Source organism: Hydrocarboniphaga sp. FW305-C-57, from assembly GCF_058783045.1.
Genome location: NZ_JBYSYG010000003.1, coordinates 158,955 through 174,940, shown reverse-complemented (window position 1 = coordinate 174,940; position 15,986 = coordinate 158,955). Strand labels below are relative to the sequence as shown.

The 15,986-nt window shown below is 66.2% G+C and carries 15 protein-coding genes; 9 read left to right on the top strand and 6 right to left on the bottom strand.

Annotated elements, in window-relative coordinates; translation table 11 throughout:
* Positions 1 to 51: 51 nt before the first annotated feature.
* The 6 genes from AC3WUM_RS08125 (at position 52) to AC3WUM_RS08100 (ending at position 8,023) form a co-directional block, all read left to right on the top strand.
* Positions 52 to 2,559 (top strand): TonB-dependent receptor, encoded by a 2,508-nt coding sequence (locus AC3WUM_RS08125; RefSeq protein WP_492409711.1) that lies wholly within the window; start codon positions 52 to 54, stop codon positions 2,557 to 2,559.
* Between the two features lie 157 nt (positions 2,560 to 2,716).
* Entirely contained in the window at positions 2,717 to 3,901 is a 1,185-nt protein-coding gene (locus AC3WUM_RS08120; protein WP_492409710.1) for an acetyl-CoA C-acyltransferase, read from the top strand.
* Positions 3,902 to 4,219: 318 nt separating this feature from the next.
* A complete protein-coding gene (locus AC3WUM_RS08115; RefSeq protein WP_492409709.1) occupies positions 4,220 to 4,837 on the top strand; it encodes a glutathione S-transferase family protein in 618 nt (205 codons plus the stop codon).
* Positions 4,838 to 4,865: 28 nt separating this feature from the next.
* Positions 4,866 to 6,941: a 2Fe-2S iron-sulfur cluster-binding protein gene (locus AC3WUM_RS08110; protein WP_492409708.1), complete on the top strand. Its 2,076-nt coding sequence runs from the start codon at positions 4,866 to 4,868 to the stop codon at positions 6,939 to 6,941.
* Entirely contained in the window at positions 6,938 to 7,099 is a 162-nt protein-coding gene (locus AC3WUM_RS08105; RefSeq protein ID WP_492409707.1) for a hypothetical protein, read from the top strand. The genes AC3WUM_RS08110 and AC3WUM_RS08105 overlap by 4 nt, the downstream gene beginning before the upstream one ends.
* Before the next feature lie 33 nt (positions 7,100 to 7,132).
* Positions 7,133 to 8,023: a LysR family transcriptional regulator gene (locus AC3WUM_RS08100; protein ID WP_492409706.1), complete on the top strand. Its 891-nt coding sequence runs from the start codon at positions 7,133 to 7,135 to the stop codon at positions 8,021 to 8,023.
* Between the two features lie 27 nt (positions 8,024 to 8,050).
* On the opposite strand, the gene AC3WUM_RS08095 is transcribed toward AC3WUM_RS08100, so the two are convergent.
* The 4 genes from AC3WUM_RS08095 to glk form a co-directional block, all read right to left on the bottom strand.
* Positions 8,051 to 8,449 (bottom strand): YMGG-like glycine zipper-containing protein, encoded by a 399-nt coding sequence (locus tag AC3WUM_RS08095; protein ID WP_492409705.1) that lies wholly within the window; start codon positions 8,447 to 8,449, stop codon positions 8,051 to 8,053.
* A 61-nt stretch (positions 8,450 to 8,510) separates the two neighbouring features.
* Entirely contained in the window at positions 8,511 to 8,804 is a 294-nt protein-coding gene (locus tag AC3WUM_RS08090) for an antibiotic biosynthesis monooxygenase family protein (RefSeq protein WP_492409704.1), read from the bottom strand.
* 48 nt (positions 8,805 to 8,852) lie between these two features.
* Positions 8,853 to 9,125 (bottom strand): DUF2277 domain-containing protein, encoded by a 273-nt coding sequence (locus AC3WUM_RS08085; RefSeq protein ID WP_492409703.1) that lies wholly within the window; start codon positions 9,123 to 9,125, stop codon positions 8,853 to 8,855.
* A gap of 58 nt (positions 9,126 to 9,183) precedes the next feature.
* The gene (gene glk, locus AC3WUM_RS08080) at positions 9,184 to 10,176 is read right to left on the bottom strand and encodes a glucokinase (protein ID WP_492409702.1); all 993 of its coding nucleotides are present in this window, start codon (positions 10,174 to 10,176) and stop codon (positions 9,184 to 9,186) included.
* Positions 10,177 to 10,456: 280 nt separating this feature from the next.
* On the opposite strand from glk, the gene AC3WUM_RS08075 reads away from it, so the two are divergent.
* From AC3WUM_RS08075 to AC3WUM_RS08065, 3 genes are all read left to right on the top strand, one after another.
* Entirely contained in the window at positions 10,457 to 11,002 is a 546-nt protein-coding gene (locus AC3WUM_RS08075; protein WP_492409701.1) for a hypothetical protein, read from the top strand.
* A gap of 53 nt (positions 11,003 to 11,055) precedes the next feature.
* Entirely contained in the window at positions 11,056 to 11,931 is an 876-nt protein-coding gene (locus tag AC3WUM_RS08070) for a putative RNA methyltransferase (protein WP_492409700.1), read from the top strand.
* Positions 11,932 to 12,120: 189 nt separating this feature from the next.
* Positions 12,121 to 14,442 (top strand): TonB-dependent receptor, encoded by a 2,322-nt coding sequence (locus AC3WUM_RS08065; RefSeq protein ID WP_492409699.1) that lies wholly within the window; start codon positions 12,121 to 12,123, stop codon positions 14,440 to 14,442.
* Positions 14,443 to 14,557: 115 nt separating this feature from the next.
* Here the strand turns inward: AC3WUM_RS08065 and AC3WUM_RS08060 are convergent, their stop codons facing one another.
* Together AC3WUM_RS08060 and AC3WUM_RS08055 are read right to left on the bottom strand one after the other, a co-directional pair.
* Positions 14,558 to 14,845, bottom strand: coding sequence for a hypothetical protein (locus AC3WUM_RS08060; RefSeq protein WP_492409698.1), 288 nt, complete (start codon positions 14,843 to 14,845; stop codon positions 14,558 to 14,560).
* Positions 14,846 to 14,994: 149 nt separating this feature from the next.
* Positions 14,995 to 15,888, bottom strand: coding sequence for a LysR family transcriptional regulator (locus AC3WUM_RS08055; protein ID WP_492409697.1), 894 nt, complete (start codon positions 15,886 to 15,888; stop codon positions 14,995 to 14,997).
* Positions 15,889 to 15,986: the final 98 nt, after the last annotated feature.

Below are 15,986 nucleotides of genomic sequence, written 5' to 3'. Positions count from 1 at the left end.
CCGGGTGTTCACTGGCAACTAGGAAAAACGCAGGACTCAGGTGGACCGGGGATGGCCAAGGGAACAGTGAAACTCGCGGGCAAGCGCCCGGTTCGGGCAATTCGACATCATGGCGCGATGAGTCTCGCGCTGCTTGCAGGGCTGCTGTCGGCGCATGACGCCGCCGCACAGCAGACGCCTGCCGAGCCGCCGCTCGAAACGATTCCGGTCGATCCGGCACCACAGTCCGAAGCGGCGATGACGCAGAGCGACGACTCCGCGCAGATCGCCGAGATCGTCGTCACCGCGCAGAAGCGCCAGCAATCGCTGCAGGACGTGCCGGTGTCGGTCACCGCGCTCGGCGGCGACTTCATCAAGGAAACCGGCGCGGCCGATCTGGCCGACGCCTCGCTCTACATTCCGAACGTGCGCGTCGACGCCGACGATCTCGGCTCGCCGCAGCTGTTCATCCGCGGCTTCGGCACCAATGCGTTCAACCCGAGCTTCGAAAGCTCGGTCGGTTTCGTGCAGGACGAAATCTATTACGGCCGCCCGGGCTACTTCACCGAATCGATGTTCGACGTCGAGCGCGTGGAGGTGCTGCGCGGGCCGCAGGGAACCTTGTTCGGCAAGAACACCATCGCCGGCGTGTTCAACGTGACCACCAAGGGTCCGAGCGATGCGTTCACCGCCGATGGCCGCTATCAGTACGGCTCGAACAACTCGCATCGCGTCGAAGCCGGTGCCGGCGGCATGCTCAACGACTGGTTCGGCATGCGCGTCTCCGGGCTTTATCGCAGCGAGGATGGACAGCTCTACAACAGCTTCCTCGATCGCGACGAAGAAAAGCTCGAGCAGAAAGCCGCGCGCGGCAAGCTGCGTTTCCTGCTGAGCGACTCCGTCACCACCGACGTGATCATCCAGGGCTCGGAAACCGAGGCGCCGTTCTGGCCCTACCAGCTCTACAAGCTCGATGCGGACACGCGCACCTATCTGACCGGCTTCGATCCGAACATCGAAGACGATCCCAAGGATTTCCAGACCGAGTTCAACACGCCGGGCTTCATCGAAAAAGGCTCCGAAACGCTCGGCGTGCGCACGCAATGGGACATCGGCGAACTCGGCGGCCTGCACAACGCGCAGAGCGTGCTCGTGCTCGCCGGATCGCGCTTCTACATCGACCAGCTCAACGAGCTCGACGTCTCGCCGGCCGACATCGCGAGCCTCGACAACCACGAGGATCACAAGCAGTTCTCGGCCGAGCTGCGCTTTTCGGCCGACGCCGACAGCCTGTTCGGGCTCGGCCAGAAAGTGGAATTCGTCGGCGGCGCCTTCTGGTACGACTCCAACTACGTGCTCGACGCGAGCATCCAGGCCGGCCAGGACATCGCCTCGTTCCTGCTCACGCAGGATTTCTGTCAGCTCGCCGGGCTTTGCATGGCGACGATCCCGGGCCTGCAGCTGCCGGGCCTGCCGATTCTCGGCACCATCGTCGGCCCGCTGCTCGGCCCCGACTACTACCAGTTCAACTACGAACAGGACGTGAGCTCGTACGCGGCCTTCGGCCAGATGACCTGGTATCTGACCGATCACTGGGCGATCACGCCGGGCATTCGCATCAATCGCGAAAGCAAGACCGTCGATGCCTCCGGCACGCAGCATTGCCCGCAGCGCGCCGACACCGCGTGCATCATGGCCGCGCTGCTCGGCGCGAACGACTATCCGTCGGCTGATCAGCAACGCCCGCTCAAGCGCGCGGAGACCGACGTCTCGCCGAAGATCGTGCTGCAGTATTTCGGCGACAACGGCATCAACCTGTTCACCTCGTACACGCGCGGCTACAAGAGCGGCGGCTTCAACGCGCTGTCGTACACGGGCGAGGATCTCGAGTTCAAGCCCGAGAAGGCGCAGACCTACGAACTCGGCGCCAAGACCACGTTCTTCGATCGCACGCTGCGCTTCAACGCGACGCTCTATCACACGCGCTTCGAAGACCTGCAGGTACTCGCGCTGCAGGGCGTGATCACCAACGTCAGCAACGCGGCGGTGGCAACTTCCAAGGGCCTCGAAGCCGATTTCATGTGGATCACCCCGTTCAAGCCGCTGCGCATCATGGGCTCGTTCGGCCTGCTCGACGCAAGCTACGACCGCTACCCCGAGGCGCCCGCTCCGGTGCGCAATCCGCAGACCGGCGCCCTGCAGCTCGGGGCCACGCAGGATCTCGGCGGCCGGCGCATCGCCTTCGCCCCGCGCGAAACCGCCACCTTGACGCCGACGCTGGAATTCCCGCTGTTCTTCGGCCTCGGCGGGCAGCTCGCGGGCGACGTGATCTACCAGGGCGACCAGTACACCGACGTCGACCTCGACCCGAACACATACGTGCCGGCCTACACGCTCTACAACGCGCGCCTGGTGGTCTCGAACGCCGAGCAGACCTGGTCGCTGGCCGTCGGTGGAACCAACCTGGCCGACAAGCGCGTGCTGAACCAGGTCGCCGACGCGAGCTTCTTCCCGGGCAGCTACTTCGCGCAGCAGGCGGCCGGACGACAACTGTTCGCGGCGCTGAGCTTCAATTTCTGAGCCTCATGAGACGCCACGCCTAGCAACCTCCCTGATCAACACCACTGTCTGATTGAACGACAAAAACCGCCACCGCAAGGGCGAATAATGGCGGCTACCGCCACTGTGCGGGACCGCTTCCTGCGGTATGGTGCGGCACCTCAATTTGGAGCCCGTCATGTCCAGCGATCCCGTCGTCATCGTCTCAGCCGTCAGAACGCCCATGGGCGCCTTCCAGGGCGCGTTCAAGGATGTTCCGGTGCCCGAGCTCGGCGCCACGGCGATTCGCGGCGCGCTCGCCAAGGCCGGGCTCGCCGGTGATTCGGTGTCCGAAGTGCTGATGGGCTGCGTGCTCACGGCCGGCGTCGGCCAGGCGCCGGCGCGCCAGGCCGCGCTCAAGGCCGGTCTGTCGCTCGGCACGCCCTGCACCACCATCGGCAAGGTCTGCGGCTCGGGCCTCAAGGCCGTCATGATCGCCCACGATGCGATCGTCGCGGGCAGCGCCGACATCGTCGTCGCCGGTGGCATGGAAAGCATGACCGGCGCCCCGTTTTTGCTCAGCAAGGGCCGCGGCGGCTACCGCATGGGCCACTCGCCGATCTTCGACAGCATGATGCTCGACGGTCTCGAAGACGCCTACGAGGCCGGCCGCTCGATGGGCACCTTCGGCGAAGATTGCGCCGCCAAGTACAAGTTCAGCCGCCAGGATCAGGACGCCTTCGCGACCGCTTCGGTGCAGCGCGCGCAGGCCGCGATCGCCAGCGGCGCCTTCGCCGACGAGATCGTGCCGGTGACCGTGCGCGATCGCAGCGGCGAAACCGTGGTCTCGGTCGACGAAGGCCCCGGCAAGATCAAGCTCGACAAGATCCCCACGCTCAAGCCCGCCTTCAAGAAGGACGGCACCATCACCGCGGCCTCGAGCTCGTCGATCAACGACGGCGCCGCCGCGCTCGTGCTGATGCGCGCGAGCAAGGCCGCCGAGCTCGGCCTGAAGCCGATCGCCCGCGTGCTCGGCCACAGCATGCATGCGCAGGAACCCGGCTGGTTCACGACCGCTCCGGTCGGCGCGATGCAGAAGCTGTTCTCGCGCATCGGCTGGACCGCGGCCGACGTCGATCTCTACGAGATCAACGAGGCCTTCGCGGTGGTGCCGATGGCGGCGATGGCCGAGCTCGGCATTCCGCACGAGAAGGTCAACGTCAACGGCGGCGCCTGCGCGCTCGGCCACCCGATCGGAGCCAGCGGTGCGCGCGTGCTCGTGACGCTGCTGCACGCGCTCAAGAACCGCAAGCTCAAGCGCGGCCTGGCGACGCTCTGCATCGGCGGCGGTGAAGCCACCGCGCTCGCGGTCGAGCTGATCTAAGCTCTCCGCCGTCGCGCAACGGCCCGTGGCGATCGACTCGCCACGGGCCGTTTTTATTGGCCGGCCGCGTCGAGCGCCGGATCGAGCTGAGACCCCATCGACATCGGGCTGCACCTGGGTCCGAACCCCGCGGATCATCACCCTGGGCTGAGTGAGCACCACCATTCAAGCGTGGCCACGAGGCCTGCGATTATTTCACCTCACGCAATGATCTAGTGCCGACAACGGCGATTCTCGCCGGGCACGCTGCGAGCCAATCTACCGGGGCGGATAGGGAATGGTCCCGATCCACCGAATCACGCCACTGGAGGCCTCGCCATGAAGCTCTACATCCATCCCCTCTCCGGCCACGCGCACCGCGCTCGGCTGTTCATCTCGCTGCTCGGCCTGCCGCACGAGCTGATCGAAGTCGATCTGAAAGCGGGCGCTCACAAGCAGCCTGCATTCCTCGCGCTGAATCCGTTCGGACAGGTGCCGGTGCTCGACGACGACGGCGTCGTCGTCTCCGATTCCAATGCCATCCTCGTCTACCTCGCGAAGAAGCATCGCCGCAGCGACTGGCTGCCCGAGACGCCCGCCGAAGCCGCAGCGGTGCAGCGCTGGCTGTCGGTCGCGGCGGGCGAGATCGCCTACGGCCCCGCCGCCGCCCGGCTCGTGACCGTGTTCGGCGCCAAGTTCAACGCCGACGAAGTGATCGCCCGTGCGCACGCCATTCTCGGCAAGATCGAGGCGCATCTCGCCGATCGCGAGTGGCTCGTCGGCGCTCGTCCGACCATCGCCGACGTGGCGCTCTACAGCTACGTCGCCCGCGCCCCCGAGGGCAACGTCGATCTGTCCGCCTATCCGCGCGTGAACGCCTTCCTGCGCAGGCTCGAGGCGCTGCCGGGCTTCGTGCCGTTTGCGCAGACAGCGGCCGGTCTGACGGCTGCGGCCTGAGCATTTCGCAAGCGCACGGAGCACGAACATGAGCACGACGCCGACCCGACGAAAGCTGGAAACCTGGCACACGGGTGAAAAAGCGATCCAGACCCGGGTCGGCGTTGCCGAGCGCATGGACGGCATCGGTCAGCGCGTGATTCGCGACTACATGCCGGACCAGCATCGCGAGTTCTACACGCAGATTCCGTTCGTCGTCGTCGGCAGCGTCGATCGCCGCGGCGAGGCCTGGGCGAGCTTGATCACCGGCGCGTCGGGCTTCATCTCGTCGCCGACGCCGACCACGCTCGACATCCACACGCGACGCGATCCCAACGATCCGGCAAGCGACGGCCTCAAAACCGGCGATGCGATCGGCCTGCTCGGCATCGAGCTGCATACGCGCAGGCGCAATCGGGTCAACGGCATCCTGCGCGCGGCCGACGACGAGGTGCTGCGCTTCGAAGTCGACCAGAGTTTCGGCAACTGCCCGCAGTACATCCAGCAGCGCGACTATCACGTCGCCCGCGAACCGCACGAGGCTTTCGCCGGCGAGGTTCATAACAGCACGCAGCTCGATGCGATCGCCCGCCGAATGATCGAAGCGGCCGATACTTTCTTCGTCGCGTCTTACGCCGAGCGCGAAGATCGTCGCCAGGTGGATGTCTCGCATCGCGGCGGCAAGGCGGGCTTCGTGCGCGTCGCCGACGATGGCACGCTGACCATTCCCGATTTCGCCGGTAACCTGTTCTTCAACACGCTCGGCAACATTCTGTTGAACGGCAAGGCTGGCCTGGTCTTCGTCGACTTCGAAAGTGGCGATCTGCTGCAGATGACGGGAACGGCCGAAGTGCTGCTCGACTCGCCGGAGATCGCCGCGTTTCAAGGCGCCGAGCGGCTCTGGACGTTTCGTGCGAGCCGCATCGTGCGCAGGCCCGCGGCGCTCGCGCTGCGCTGGGCTTTTCGCGAAGACGGATGGTCTCCGAACTCGCTGATGACCGGCGATTGGATGCAGGCCGCGAATCGCCTGCGCGCGGCCGAGCTCGCGACGCAATGGCGGCCATTCAAGGTAGCGAAGATCGTCGACGAGAGCGCCTCGATCCGCTCGTTTCACCTGCAGCCGGACGATGGAGCGGGCCTGCTCGCACATCAGGCTGGCCAGCATCTGCCGATCCGGCTGTCGATTCCGGGTGCCGACCAGCCGCTGATGCGGACCTACACGCTGTCGGTGGCGCCGTCGGATGCGACGTACCGAATCAGCGTGAAGCGCGAAGGCCTCGTATCGATTCACTTGCACGACCACATCCGCGTCGGCGACGTCATCGAAGCGCGAGCGCCCAGCGGAAGCTTCACCATCGACGCTCGCGAAAAACGCCCCGCGGTGCTGCTGGCCGGAGGCGTCGGCATCACGCCGCTGCTCGCGATGCTCCGGCACGTGGTTTATGAAGGCCTGCGGACGCGTGGCATACGGCCGAGCATCCTGTTCCATGCGGCGCGCTCCAAGGCGGAGCTGGCATTCGGACAAGAGCTGGCGGAACTCGCGACTGCCGCCGCGGGCGCCGTTCGCATCGTGCGGGTGCTCAGCGATCCCGATGGCGCCGAACCAGGCGTCGACTACGACGCGGCGGGCCGCATCGACATGGCCATGCTGAGCCGCTTCCTGCCGTTCAACGACTACGACTTCTATCTCTGCGGACCGCCGCAGTTCACGCAGTCGCTCTACGACGGCCTGCGCGGCTATCGGATCGCGGACGAGCGGATTCATGCGGAAGCCTTCGGGCCGTCGTCGCTGCTCAGGACGCCGCTAGCCGCGCCGACCTCGCATCCCGCCGCACCCGTATCGACGAAGAACGTTCCGGTCGTGTTCACGGCTTCGCTGAAGGAAGCCCGCTGGACCCCGCAATCCGGAACCCTGCTCGAACTCGCGGAGTCGCGCGGCCTGAGCCCCGCATTCAGTTGCCGCGCGGGCAGTTGCGGAAGCTGCCGCACCACGCTGCTGGCCGGCAGCGTGACGTACCCGAAGCCGCCGGGCGCGAGCGTGGCGGACGGTGAAGTGCTGATCTGCTGCGCGGTGCCTGCGCAGACCGCGGCCGATGTCGAGAACCGCATCGAGCTCGCACTATGATGCTCACACCATGGCTTATCGGATGCTGGCTGAGGCTGCGCGGTCAGATTGCGCAGCCGGCGCGCGACCCTCGCGAGCAGCAAGCGGACGCTTATCGGGACCTGCTGATCCACGACCCGGATCTGCAGGCCGAAACCATCGCCCGCCTGTTCTGGTGACGCGCCGAAAACCGCCGCAGCAAGGGAACATCAATGGATCGCTGGCAAGCCATGCGCATTTTCGTGAAAGTCGCGGAGACCCAGAGCTTCGCTGAAACCGCGCGGCTGCTGCACATGAGCGCTCCGGCCGTCACGCGCTCCGTCGCCGCGCTCGAAGCACTCATCGGGGCCAGGCTGTTCGTCCGCACGACACGCGCGGTGAAACTGACCGAAGCCGGCGAGCGTTACTTCGAAGACTGCCGGCGCATCCTCGCCGACATCGTCGAAGCCGAAGCTGCGGCGGCCGGCTCCTACGCCAGGCCCTCCGGAACCCTGGCGGTGACGGCGCCGACGCTGTTCGGGCAGCTCTACGTGCTGCCGATCGTGCTGGAGTGCCTCGATCTGCACCCGATGCTGTCGGCTAGAACCTTCTTCATCGATCGCACGGTGAACATCATCGAAGAAGGCGTCGATGTCGCGGTGCGCATCGGCCATCTGCCGGACTCGGGCTTCACCGCGGTGAAGGTCGGCTCGGTACGGCGAGTGGTCTGCGGATCACCGGGCTACTTCGAGCGCCACGGCGTGCCGGCTACGCCCGCGGAACTCAAGCAGCATCGCATCGCCGCTTCGACCGGCGCCTGGGCCTCGTCGGACTGGCGCTTTCGCGACGACCAGCGCGTGAACATCGAGCCCACGCTGCTGAGCAATTCCAATGAAGCGGCCATCGCGGCCGCGACGGCGGGCTGGGGCCTCACGCGCGTGCTGCACTACCAGATCGGACCGGCCCTGCTCGAAGGCCGGCTACGGATCGTGCTCGACGAGCACGAAGAGCCGCCTTTCCCGATCCATGTGCTCTACCCGGCCGGAAGACAGGCGCCGGCCAAAGTCAGGGCCTTCGTCGATCTCGCCGTTGCGAGGCTGCGCGAGAACCGGCTGCTGAACTGAGCAAGGTCGAGCGCTAGAGCCTAGGCCCTAGTTCAGCACCTTGTACCCGCGTCCGCGCAGGCAGTTCTTGACGACCTGGTCCTTGGACTGCTCGCCCGCCACCGCGCCGCTCGCACCGCCCGCGACACCGCCGACACCGGCTCCGCGCGCAACCGAGGTGCTGTTGCCGGTGATCGCGCCGATCGCGGCGCCGACGACCGCACCCGCGAGGGCGCTCTTGCCCGCGGCCTTGCCGGTCGAGACTTCGCTCGCGTAAGTCTTGCACTCGGACAGATCGTTCGCGTAGCGCTTTTCGTCGACACCCGTGCGATCGATGATCGGCCCGTTGCCTGCACAGCCCGCGAGCAGCGCGCCAATCGTCAACACCGTGCCGGTCAGCAGCACACCGCGACGGGCGCGCACACCCGGCATCCTTTGCGCGTTCATCCGAATCTCCTGGTTTTGCAATGACGGCCCGATGGTAGCGCGTCCGCACGGGCCGGGTTGCTCAGCCGCCGCGCTTGTAGTCGCGCGTGATCTGGGCGACCTGCACCTGATACGACTCGTACCAGCGCTCGCGGCCGAGGCGCTGGGCCAGCAGATGATCGGCATGCGCCTTCCAGGCCCGAATGCTCGCCTCGTCGGGCCAGTACGACAGCGCGATCTCGTCGCGACCTTCGGTGAGCGCCTGGAATTCGATGCAGCCGAACCGGCTCAGCGCGAGCTCGCGCAGCTGCGCGGCGACGGTGGAATATTCGTCATCGAACTCGCGCACGCGAGCCCGGAAGATCACGACGTACATGGACGCTGTCGTCTCGTATGAACTGCAGAACGTGAATTGCGGACCGGCTCAGGCACGGCCGAAGCGGCGCGCCGAATCGGCCATCGCCCTGGCGCTCACGGCCTCGCGATCACGCGGCGGCGCGAGCGTGACGAGTGAACCGATCAGCGTGCGCGCAGCCTCGGCCACCTGCTCGACGGCCAGCTCGAACGCGGCTTCATTGATCTTCGACGGCTTGTTGAAGCCGCTGAGCTTGCGCACGAACTGCAGCGCCGAGGCGTGGATTTCATCTTCGGTCGCGGGCGGCTCGAAGTTGAACAGCGTCTTGATGTTGCGGCACATGGCGGGGGCCTCGCATGAGTGCCCGGCGAGCATAGCACCGGGCTTTCGCCTCGCCGCCTCAGCCGATGGCGTGCACCGCGGTGCCGAGCAGCCCGGCCTGCGGATGCGTGATGATCTGCGTCGGAATGCGCTGCAGGATCGCCGAATGCCGGCCCTTGTCCTCGAAGCGCCGGCGAAAGCCTCCGGCCATGATCCACGGCAACAGCTTCTGCGTGACGCCGCCGGGCAGGAACACGCCGTCCCAGGCCCCGAGCGCGAGCGCGACGTCGCCCGCGAAGCTGCCGAGCAGTTCGGCGAACACGTGCAGCGTGCGCGCGCACAGGCCGTCCGGATCGGCCGTCGCGGTCTCGGTGATCTGTGCCGGCGCGAGCTCGAGCGTGGCCTGCCCTTCGACCGCCGCAACCGCCTGCAGCAGGTTGCCGAGCCCGCTGCCCGAGATCAGGCGCTCGGCCGACACGCGCGGATACCGCGTCAGCAGCGCCTTGAGCAGCTCCACCTCGTAGGCATTGCCCGGAGCGAATCCCACATGCCCGCCTTCGGACTGGATCACCACCGCACGGCCTCCCTGCACGATCACGCCGCCGACACCGAGGCCGGTGCCGGGCCCGACGACGGCGTAGCAGCGGCTCGTGGCCTGCGCGCGATTGGACGGCTGTGCGCTGCCGACGGCTTCGAGATCGTCGACCTTCAAGACCGGCAGCACGCTCGCCATCGCGGTGAAGTCGTTGATCACTTCGACCGGCATGCCGATCTCGCGGCCCAGCTGGCTGATCGAGAACGCCCAGGGATTGTTGGTGATCTTGATCGCGTCGCCGGTGACAGCCGAGGCCACCGCGAGCACCGCGCGAGTCGGGCGCTGCTGCGGATGGCGGCCGAGGTAATCGAGCAGCGCATCCTTGAGCGTGGCGAAATCGGTGGTCGCGACGCGATGCTGCGCGAGCAGCGGCGGGCACTCGTGACCGGCCTGAGTGAACGCGAATCGCGCATTGGTGCCGCCGATGTCGGCGACGAGAATGGAATCCGCCACTGAATTCGATGCCGCCAGCTGCATGCCACTCTCCGGGTCCTAAGTTGCGTTTCGTCGCGAACGATACCCGGGACGCGCGCAGCCTGCAGCTGAACACGGGTCACTGATCACGAAGCTCGGCAAGCAAGGCGCAAGCCGCATCCGCCGACCATTCGAGGCCCTGCTAGCGACATGGCGACCCACATGCAAGTGCTTGGGCCAACGGGAAATTCAGAAAGAATTAAGGCGGCGCTGAGCAAGCTGCCGCCCGACCGCTCACCAAGGCGGCGCCGATACCGACATAACAACGATCCAAGGAGTGAACATGGTCCATACCCCGATCCGCAAGGCGCTTGCGGCTGTCTCCACCGTTGCGGCTCTGCTGGCGGCACCCGCCGCTTCGGCCTTCAACTACACCTATGTCGAAGGCGGCTACGGCGACATCGACATCGATTACTACGACGACAGCGGCTTCCGTCTCGCGGGTTCGTTCGACGTCGCGCCGCAGGTGGCGCTGATCGGTGAATACGCGGATTGGGGCGATCTCTCGCAGCTCTCGCTCGGCGCGATCTTCCACGCGCCGATCCAGAAGGATCTCGACTTCTTCGCGGGCGGCACCTTCGAGCGCGTCGACCTCGACGGCTACGACGACGACACCGGCTTCGGCCTGCGCGCCGGCCTGCGCTGGCAGATTCCGAACCTGCCCGTGCAGCTGATCCCCGAAGTGCGCTACCTCGACGTGGCCGACGACACGCTCACCTCGTTCCGCGTGACCGGCCTGTTCACGATCGCGCCGCGCCTCGACCTCGTGGCCGGCCTGCAGAGCGGCGACGACGATCGTCTCGAACTCGGCGCCCGCTACAACTTCTAAGCCGAAGTCGTCCGCGTACGACGGCGAGGTCCGCAAGGGCCTCGCCGTTTTTTATGCGCGCCGCGGCCTTGCGGCACAATCGCGCCTCGCCTGCGCCGCCCGATTCGATGCTGCCGATCACCTGCCCCGTCTGCCGCTGCGTGCTCGATCAGCACGCCAAGGTCTGGTCCTGCGCCAATCGGCATAGCTTCGACGTGGCGCGCGAAGGCTACGTGAACCTGCTGCTCGCCCAGCAGAAGAACAGTCCTTCGCCCGGAGACAGCGCCGAAAGCCTGCAGGCGCGCCGCGCGTTTCTCGACGCCGGACACTACGCTCCGTTGCGCGAAGCCATCCGCTCGCTCGCGCGCGAACTCGGCGCGCGCCGGATTCTCGATCTGGGCTGTGGCGAGGGTTACTACACGAGCGCGCTGGCCGATTCCGACCACGACATCGAAGGCGACACCGACGTCGCCGGACTCGACATCGCCAAGCCCGCGATCCAGCTCGCGGCCAAGCGCTATCGCGGCATTCGCTGGCTCGTCGGCAGCGGCGCTGCGCTGCCGTTCGCCGACCAGTCGCTGGACCTCGTCACCAACCTGTTCACGCAACTGCACGTGAGCGAGCTTCGCCGCGTGCTCGACATCGGCGGACATCTGGTCATCGTCACGCCGGGGCCGGAACATCTCTGGAGCCTGCGCGCCGGTCTGTTCGACGCCGTGCAGGCGCACGAGCCCGAAAAATTCCTGGGCGAACTCGGCGAGGGCTTCATGCTCGTCCGCCGCCTGGACATCGGCAACGAACTCGATCTCGATCAGCAGGCTTTGCGAAACCTGCTGGCGATGACGCCTTATGTCTGGAAAGCCCGTCCCGAGAAAAGAGCGCAGCTGGAGGCTGCTTCCGGGCTGCGGACGACGGCCCACTTCACGCTGCTGGTCGTCCGGCGCTGCTGATCGTTCGCCAGACTAGCCTGCGGACGCAGCGCGAAATGCCTGTATCGGCAGTGCCCCACACCGCCAGTCGACACGCCTGGCGTTGTTCCGGTTAATGCCCCGACCCCGGCAGGGACATCGATGATCCGAGGCCTCTTCAGAAGGCCAGCCCTGCATCGCGGGATTCACTACAAGAAAACTGGAGGAGTCATGAGTCACCATCGGAACACCCGTTTCGCGATCTGCTCGACCGTCGCGCTGTCGTCCGCCCTGCCTGCCATCGCCTACGCGCAGGCCAGCGACGATGCGGCGACCGCGCAGCAGGCCGGCGACATCGAAGAGGTCGTCGTCACCGCCCAGCGCCGCGCGGAAGCCTCGCGCGACGTGCCGATCTCGATCGTCTCGCTGTCGGGCGAGACGCTGGAGCAGAGCGGCGTCGAGCAGCTCGGCGACATCGTCAACCTGACGCCGGGCCTGCGCTTCGACGCCACCGGCTCGTTCTTCCAGCCGACCGTCCGCGGCGTCGGCACCGCGGTGCTCACCTCGGGCGGCGGCCCCAACGTCGGCATCTACATCGACGGCTTCTTCTCCGCCAACGCGGAAGTCTCCAACTTCCAGCTCACCAAGCTGCAGAACATCCAGGTGCTCAAGGGCCCGCAGGGCACCCTGTTCGGGCGCAACACCACGGGCGGCGCGATCCTGGTGACCACGGCCGACCCGAGCCCCGAAACCGGGCTCGAGCTCAAGGCCAGCTACGGCAGCTTCGACGCCACCCGGCTGCAGGCCTACGCGACCACCGGCCTCGGCGAACGCGTGGCCGTCGACATCGAGGGCAATTACAGCCGCGGCGACAGCTTCATCGAGAACACCGTCACCGGCGACGACGAGGCCGGCGCCTACGAGAATTCGTCGGTGCGGCTGGGCCTCAAGGCCGAGCTGTCGGAATCGGTTTCGCTGCTGCTGCGCTACACGCACAGCAAGACCGACGATCCGACCTCGCTGATGACCAATGCCTACGTCGACAAGCGCGGCAACTCGGGCTTCCTGAGCAAGCTGCCGACGGCGGCTTACGGCACCGACGACACCACCGGCCGGGCGCTGGTCAACTTCAACTTTCCGGCCACGCTCTACACCACCGATCCTGACGAGGTTGCGACGCCGTTCCAGAACGTCTTCACCAACGAGTCGGACATCTTCCAGGCCACGCTCAAGGCCGACCTGGGCTTCGCCGACCTGACCTCGTACACGCAGTATCGCGAAGATGATTCGCTGAACCTGCAGGATCTCGACTCCACCGCGGTGCCGATCTTCGACATGAACCTGGGCATCGACGACAAGACCTTCTCGCAGGAATTGCTGCTGAACTCGAAGCCGGGCAGCCGCCTGCAATGGACCGGTGGCCTGAACTACTTCCGCTATCGCGATCTGTTCGATTTCAAAGGCTCCGTCCTCGGCTCGCCGTACGCGGAGGCCGGCAGCTCGGGCACGCTGACCACCGCGTACGCAGCCTTCGCCGACGCCACCTACGAACTCGCGCCGCAATGGTTCCTGACCATCGGCGGCCGCTACAGCATCGACGAGGTGTCGGACGCTTACTTCATTTCGACGGGTGCCTACGAAAATGCCGACGGCGTGACGACACCGGCTCCGTACGGCACGCGCGTCGCGGTGGACGATCTGGACAACAAGCGCTTCACGCCGCGCGCGGTGCTGCGCTACAAGCCCACCGACTTGTCGAGCGTGTACCTGTCCTACACGCAGGGCTACAAGGCCGGCATCCTCAACGTCGGCGGCGCCTCGCAGGTGCCCGTGAAGCCCGAGGAGATCGACGCCTTCGAACTGGGCTACAAGTACGACGACCGCCGCCTGGCGATCGACGTGGCGGCCTTCCACTACGACTATCGGAACCTGCAGGTTTCGAGCTACCAGACCGGCGCGGCGCAGGTGCGCAATGCGGCGGAGTCGACCATCTACGGCATCGACGGCGCGGTGCGCTACAAGCTCACCCAGGCCTTCAACGTGAATCTCGGCGCCACCTGGACGCACGCTCGCTACGACTCGTTCAAGAACGCGCCGTTCTACAGCTACTGCGATCCCGATTCCAACGCCAATCCGACTGCCGATCCCGGCGTGCCGGGCTACTGCGGCGCTCCGGAAAACGCAGGCGCGCTCACGCAGGTGACCGCCGACGCCAGCGACAACCACATGCAGCGCTCACCGGATTTCACCGCGAATCTCGGCGGCAGCTACGTCACCGGCCTCGCCGGCGGCGTGCTCACGCTGTCGAGCAACCTGTACTACACCTCGAAGTTCTGGTTCGACCCGTCCGAGCAATTCGAACAGGAGGCCTACACCGTGCTCGGCGCGCGAGCACAGTGGGTCGACCGCAGCGAGCGCTACACGATCGCGCTGTTCGGAGACAACCTGACCGACGAGCGCTATCGCACGCAGGTGCTGTTCAACAGCATCGGCATCGGCAACACCTGGAGCGCGCCGGTGACGGTGGGCGTGCAGCTGGGCGCTCGCTTCTGATGGGCTGAGTGAGCGGCACGAGAAAGCCCGCGTAGCGCCTGCCACACGGGCTTTTTGATCGCTCGCCAATCTTCTTCGTTCGAAGACTCAGCGTTTCACGTTTCCGACGCAAAAACTACACGTCGCGGGCTGTCCAGCCGGGCGGTTGACGACCTGGAAGCAGATCATCGGGCGCTCCGCGATCGGCTTCGTCGCGTTCGCGATCCGCTAACGAACGTTGGGCGCGTTCAACGCCTTGCCCTTGCTGGCGACTGTCACCCTGGGCCGCACGCTGCTGCTGCGGATGGTTCGAGTGCGCCTGTGGCTGACCCGGCGGCGCGCCCTGCTGCGACTGTTGCGAGGGTCGATTCGATGAAGAGTGCTGCTTGCGCTGGTTCGACTGCACATTCTTCTGGTCGGCCATGAGAATCCTCCTGGTGGTTCCAACTGAATGAAGGCATGGTGGGAGATCGATCACGCCCATGCATCGATTGGACTCCCCGGTGCGGCGAGCATTCCGTCGAATATCGGCGATGTCTAAGCGCTGCCGAGGCTCGTCGATGTCGTTCGCAATCAAACAGAAGCGGCGATGAATTCACGCAGCCAGATGTGGGCCGGATCGCGATGCAGGCGCTCGTGCCAGAGCATCGCCATTTCATAGCCGGGCACTTCGATCGGCGCATCGACGACGCGCAGGCCGGAAGCCGCGCGTGCGAGACGCTCGGGCAGCATCGCGACGAGATCACTCGTCTGCAGCATCGATTGCAGCAGCAGGAAATGCGGCACCGAGGCGACGACCCGGCGCTGCAGATTTCGCTCACCCAGCACCTGATCGGTGACACCGTGGAATCCGCCACCGTTGGGCGAGACCAGTGCGTGCTCGAGCTTGCAGAACTGCGCGAGCGTCGGCTTGCGCCGCAATCGCGGATGATCGGCTCGGCCCGCAAGCACGTAGCGCTCCTTGAACAAGACGCGCTGGCGCAGACTCGGCGGCGCGTCGTGACTCGTATGGAAGGCGAGGTCGATCTCGCGCTGCTCGGCCTGTCGAGAGAGGCGCGGGGGCTCGAGCCCCAATATGGCCAGCCTCGTCAGCGGAGCCGCAGCGCGCAGCTCCGGCAGCAGCGGCAGCAACAAGGTCGAGGCCGTGTAATCGGATGCGACCAAGCGCCAGGTGTGGCGTGCTTTTGCGGGATCGAACGCGGTGGCCGGCGTAATCACCGATTCGAGCACCTCCAGGGCTTCGCGCAGAGGCTCGCGCAAGGCTTCGGCGCGCGCTGTCGGCCACATGCCCCGCGGCCCCGGCAACAGCAATGGGTCATCGAACACGCGGCGCAGCTTGGCGAGCTGCACGCTCACGGAAGACTGCGTGAGATTCAGCCGCCGCGCCGCGCGCGTCACGTTGTGCTCGACCAGCAGCGCATCGAGCGTGAGCAGCAGATTCAGATCGAGGCGACGCAAAGCATTCACGGCATCGTCTCCGACGATAGCGACTATTCGCGATATTCATTTCCACTATACCGGCGGCAGGCCTAGCCTGGGCTCATCGTTTCTTCCGCCATGAGAGC

Bases quoted from the DNA above. Each gene is read 5' to 3' on its own strand.
- AC3WUM_RS08125 (WP_492409711.1), top strand. From the start codon at position 52: ATGGCCAAGGGAACAGTGAAACTCGCGGGCAAGCGCCCGGTTCGGGCA.
- AC3WUM_RS08120 (WP_492409710.1), top strand. From the start codon at position 2,717: ATGTCCAGCGATCCCGTCGTCATCGTCTCAGCCGTCAGAACGCCCATG.
- AC3WUM_RS08115 (WP_492409709.1), top strand. From the start codon at position 4,220: ATGAAGCTCTACATCCATCCCCTCTCCGGCCACGCGCACCGCGCTCGG.
- AC3WUM_RS08110 (WP_492409708.1), top strand. From the start codon at position 4,866: ATGAGCACGACGCCGACCCGACGAAAGCTGGAAACCTGGCACACGGGT.
- AC3WUM_RS08105 (WP_492409707.1), top strand. From the start codon at position 6,938: ATGATGCTCACACCATGGCTTATCGGATGCTGGCTGAGGCTGCGCGGT.
- AC3WUM_RS08100 (WP_492409706.1), top strand. From the start codon at position 7,133: ATGGATCGCTGGCAAGCCATGCGCATTTTCGTGAAAGTCGCGGAGACC.
- AC3WUM_RS08095 (WP_492409705.1), bottom strand. From the start codon at position 8,449: ATGAACGCGCAAAGGATGCCGGGTGTGCGCGCCCGTCGCGGTGTGCTG.
- AC3WUM_RS08090 (WP_492409704.1), bottom strand. From the start codon at position 8,804: ATGTACGTCGTGATCTTCCGGGCTCGCGTGCGCGAGTTCGATGACGAA.
- AC3WUM_RS08085 (WP_492409703.1), bottom strand. From the start codon at position 9,125: ATGTGCCGCAACATCAAGACGCTGTTCAACTTCGAGCCGCCCGCGACC.
- glk (WP_492409702.1), bottom strand. From the start codon at position 10,176: ATGCAGCTGGCGGCATCGAATTCAGTGGCGGATTCCATTCTCGTCGCC.
- AC3WUM_RS08075 (WP_492409701.1), top strand. From the start codon at position 10,457: ATGGTCCATACCCCGATCCGCAAGGCGCTTGCGGCTGTCTCCACCGTT.
- AC3WUM_RS08070 (WP_492409700.1), top strand. From the start codon at position 11,056: ATGCGCGCCGCGGCCTTGCGGCACAATCGCGCCTCGCCTGCGCCGCCC.
- AC3WUM_RS08065 (WP_492409699.1), top strand. From the start codon at position 12,121: ATGAGTCACCATCGGAACACCCGTTTCGCGATCTGCTCGACCGTCGCG.
- AC3WUM_RS08060 (WP_492409698.1), bottom strand. From the start codon at position 14,845: ATGGCCGACCAGAAGAATGTGCAGTCGAACCAGCGCAAGCAGCACTCT.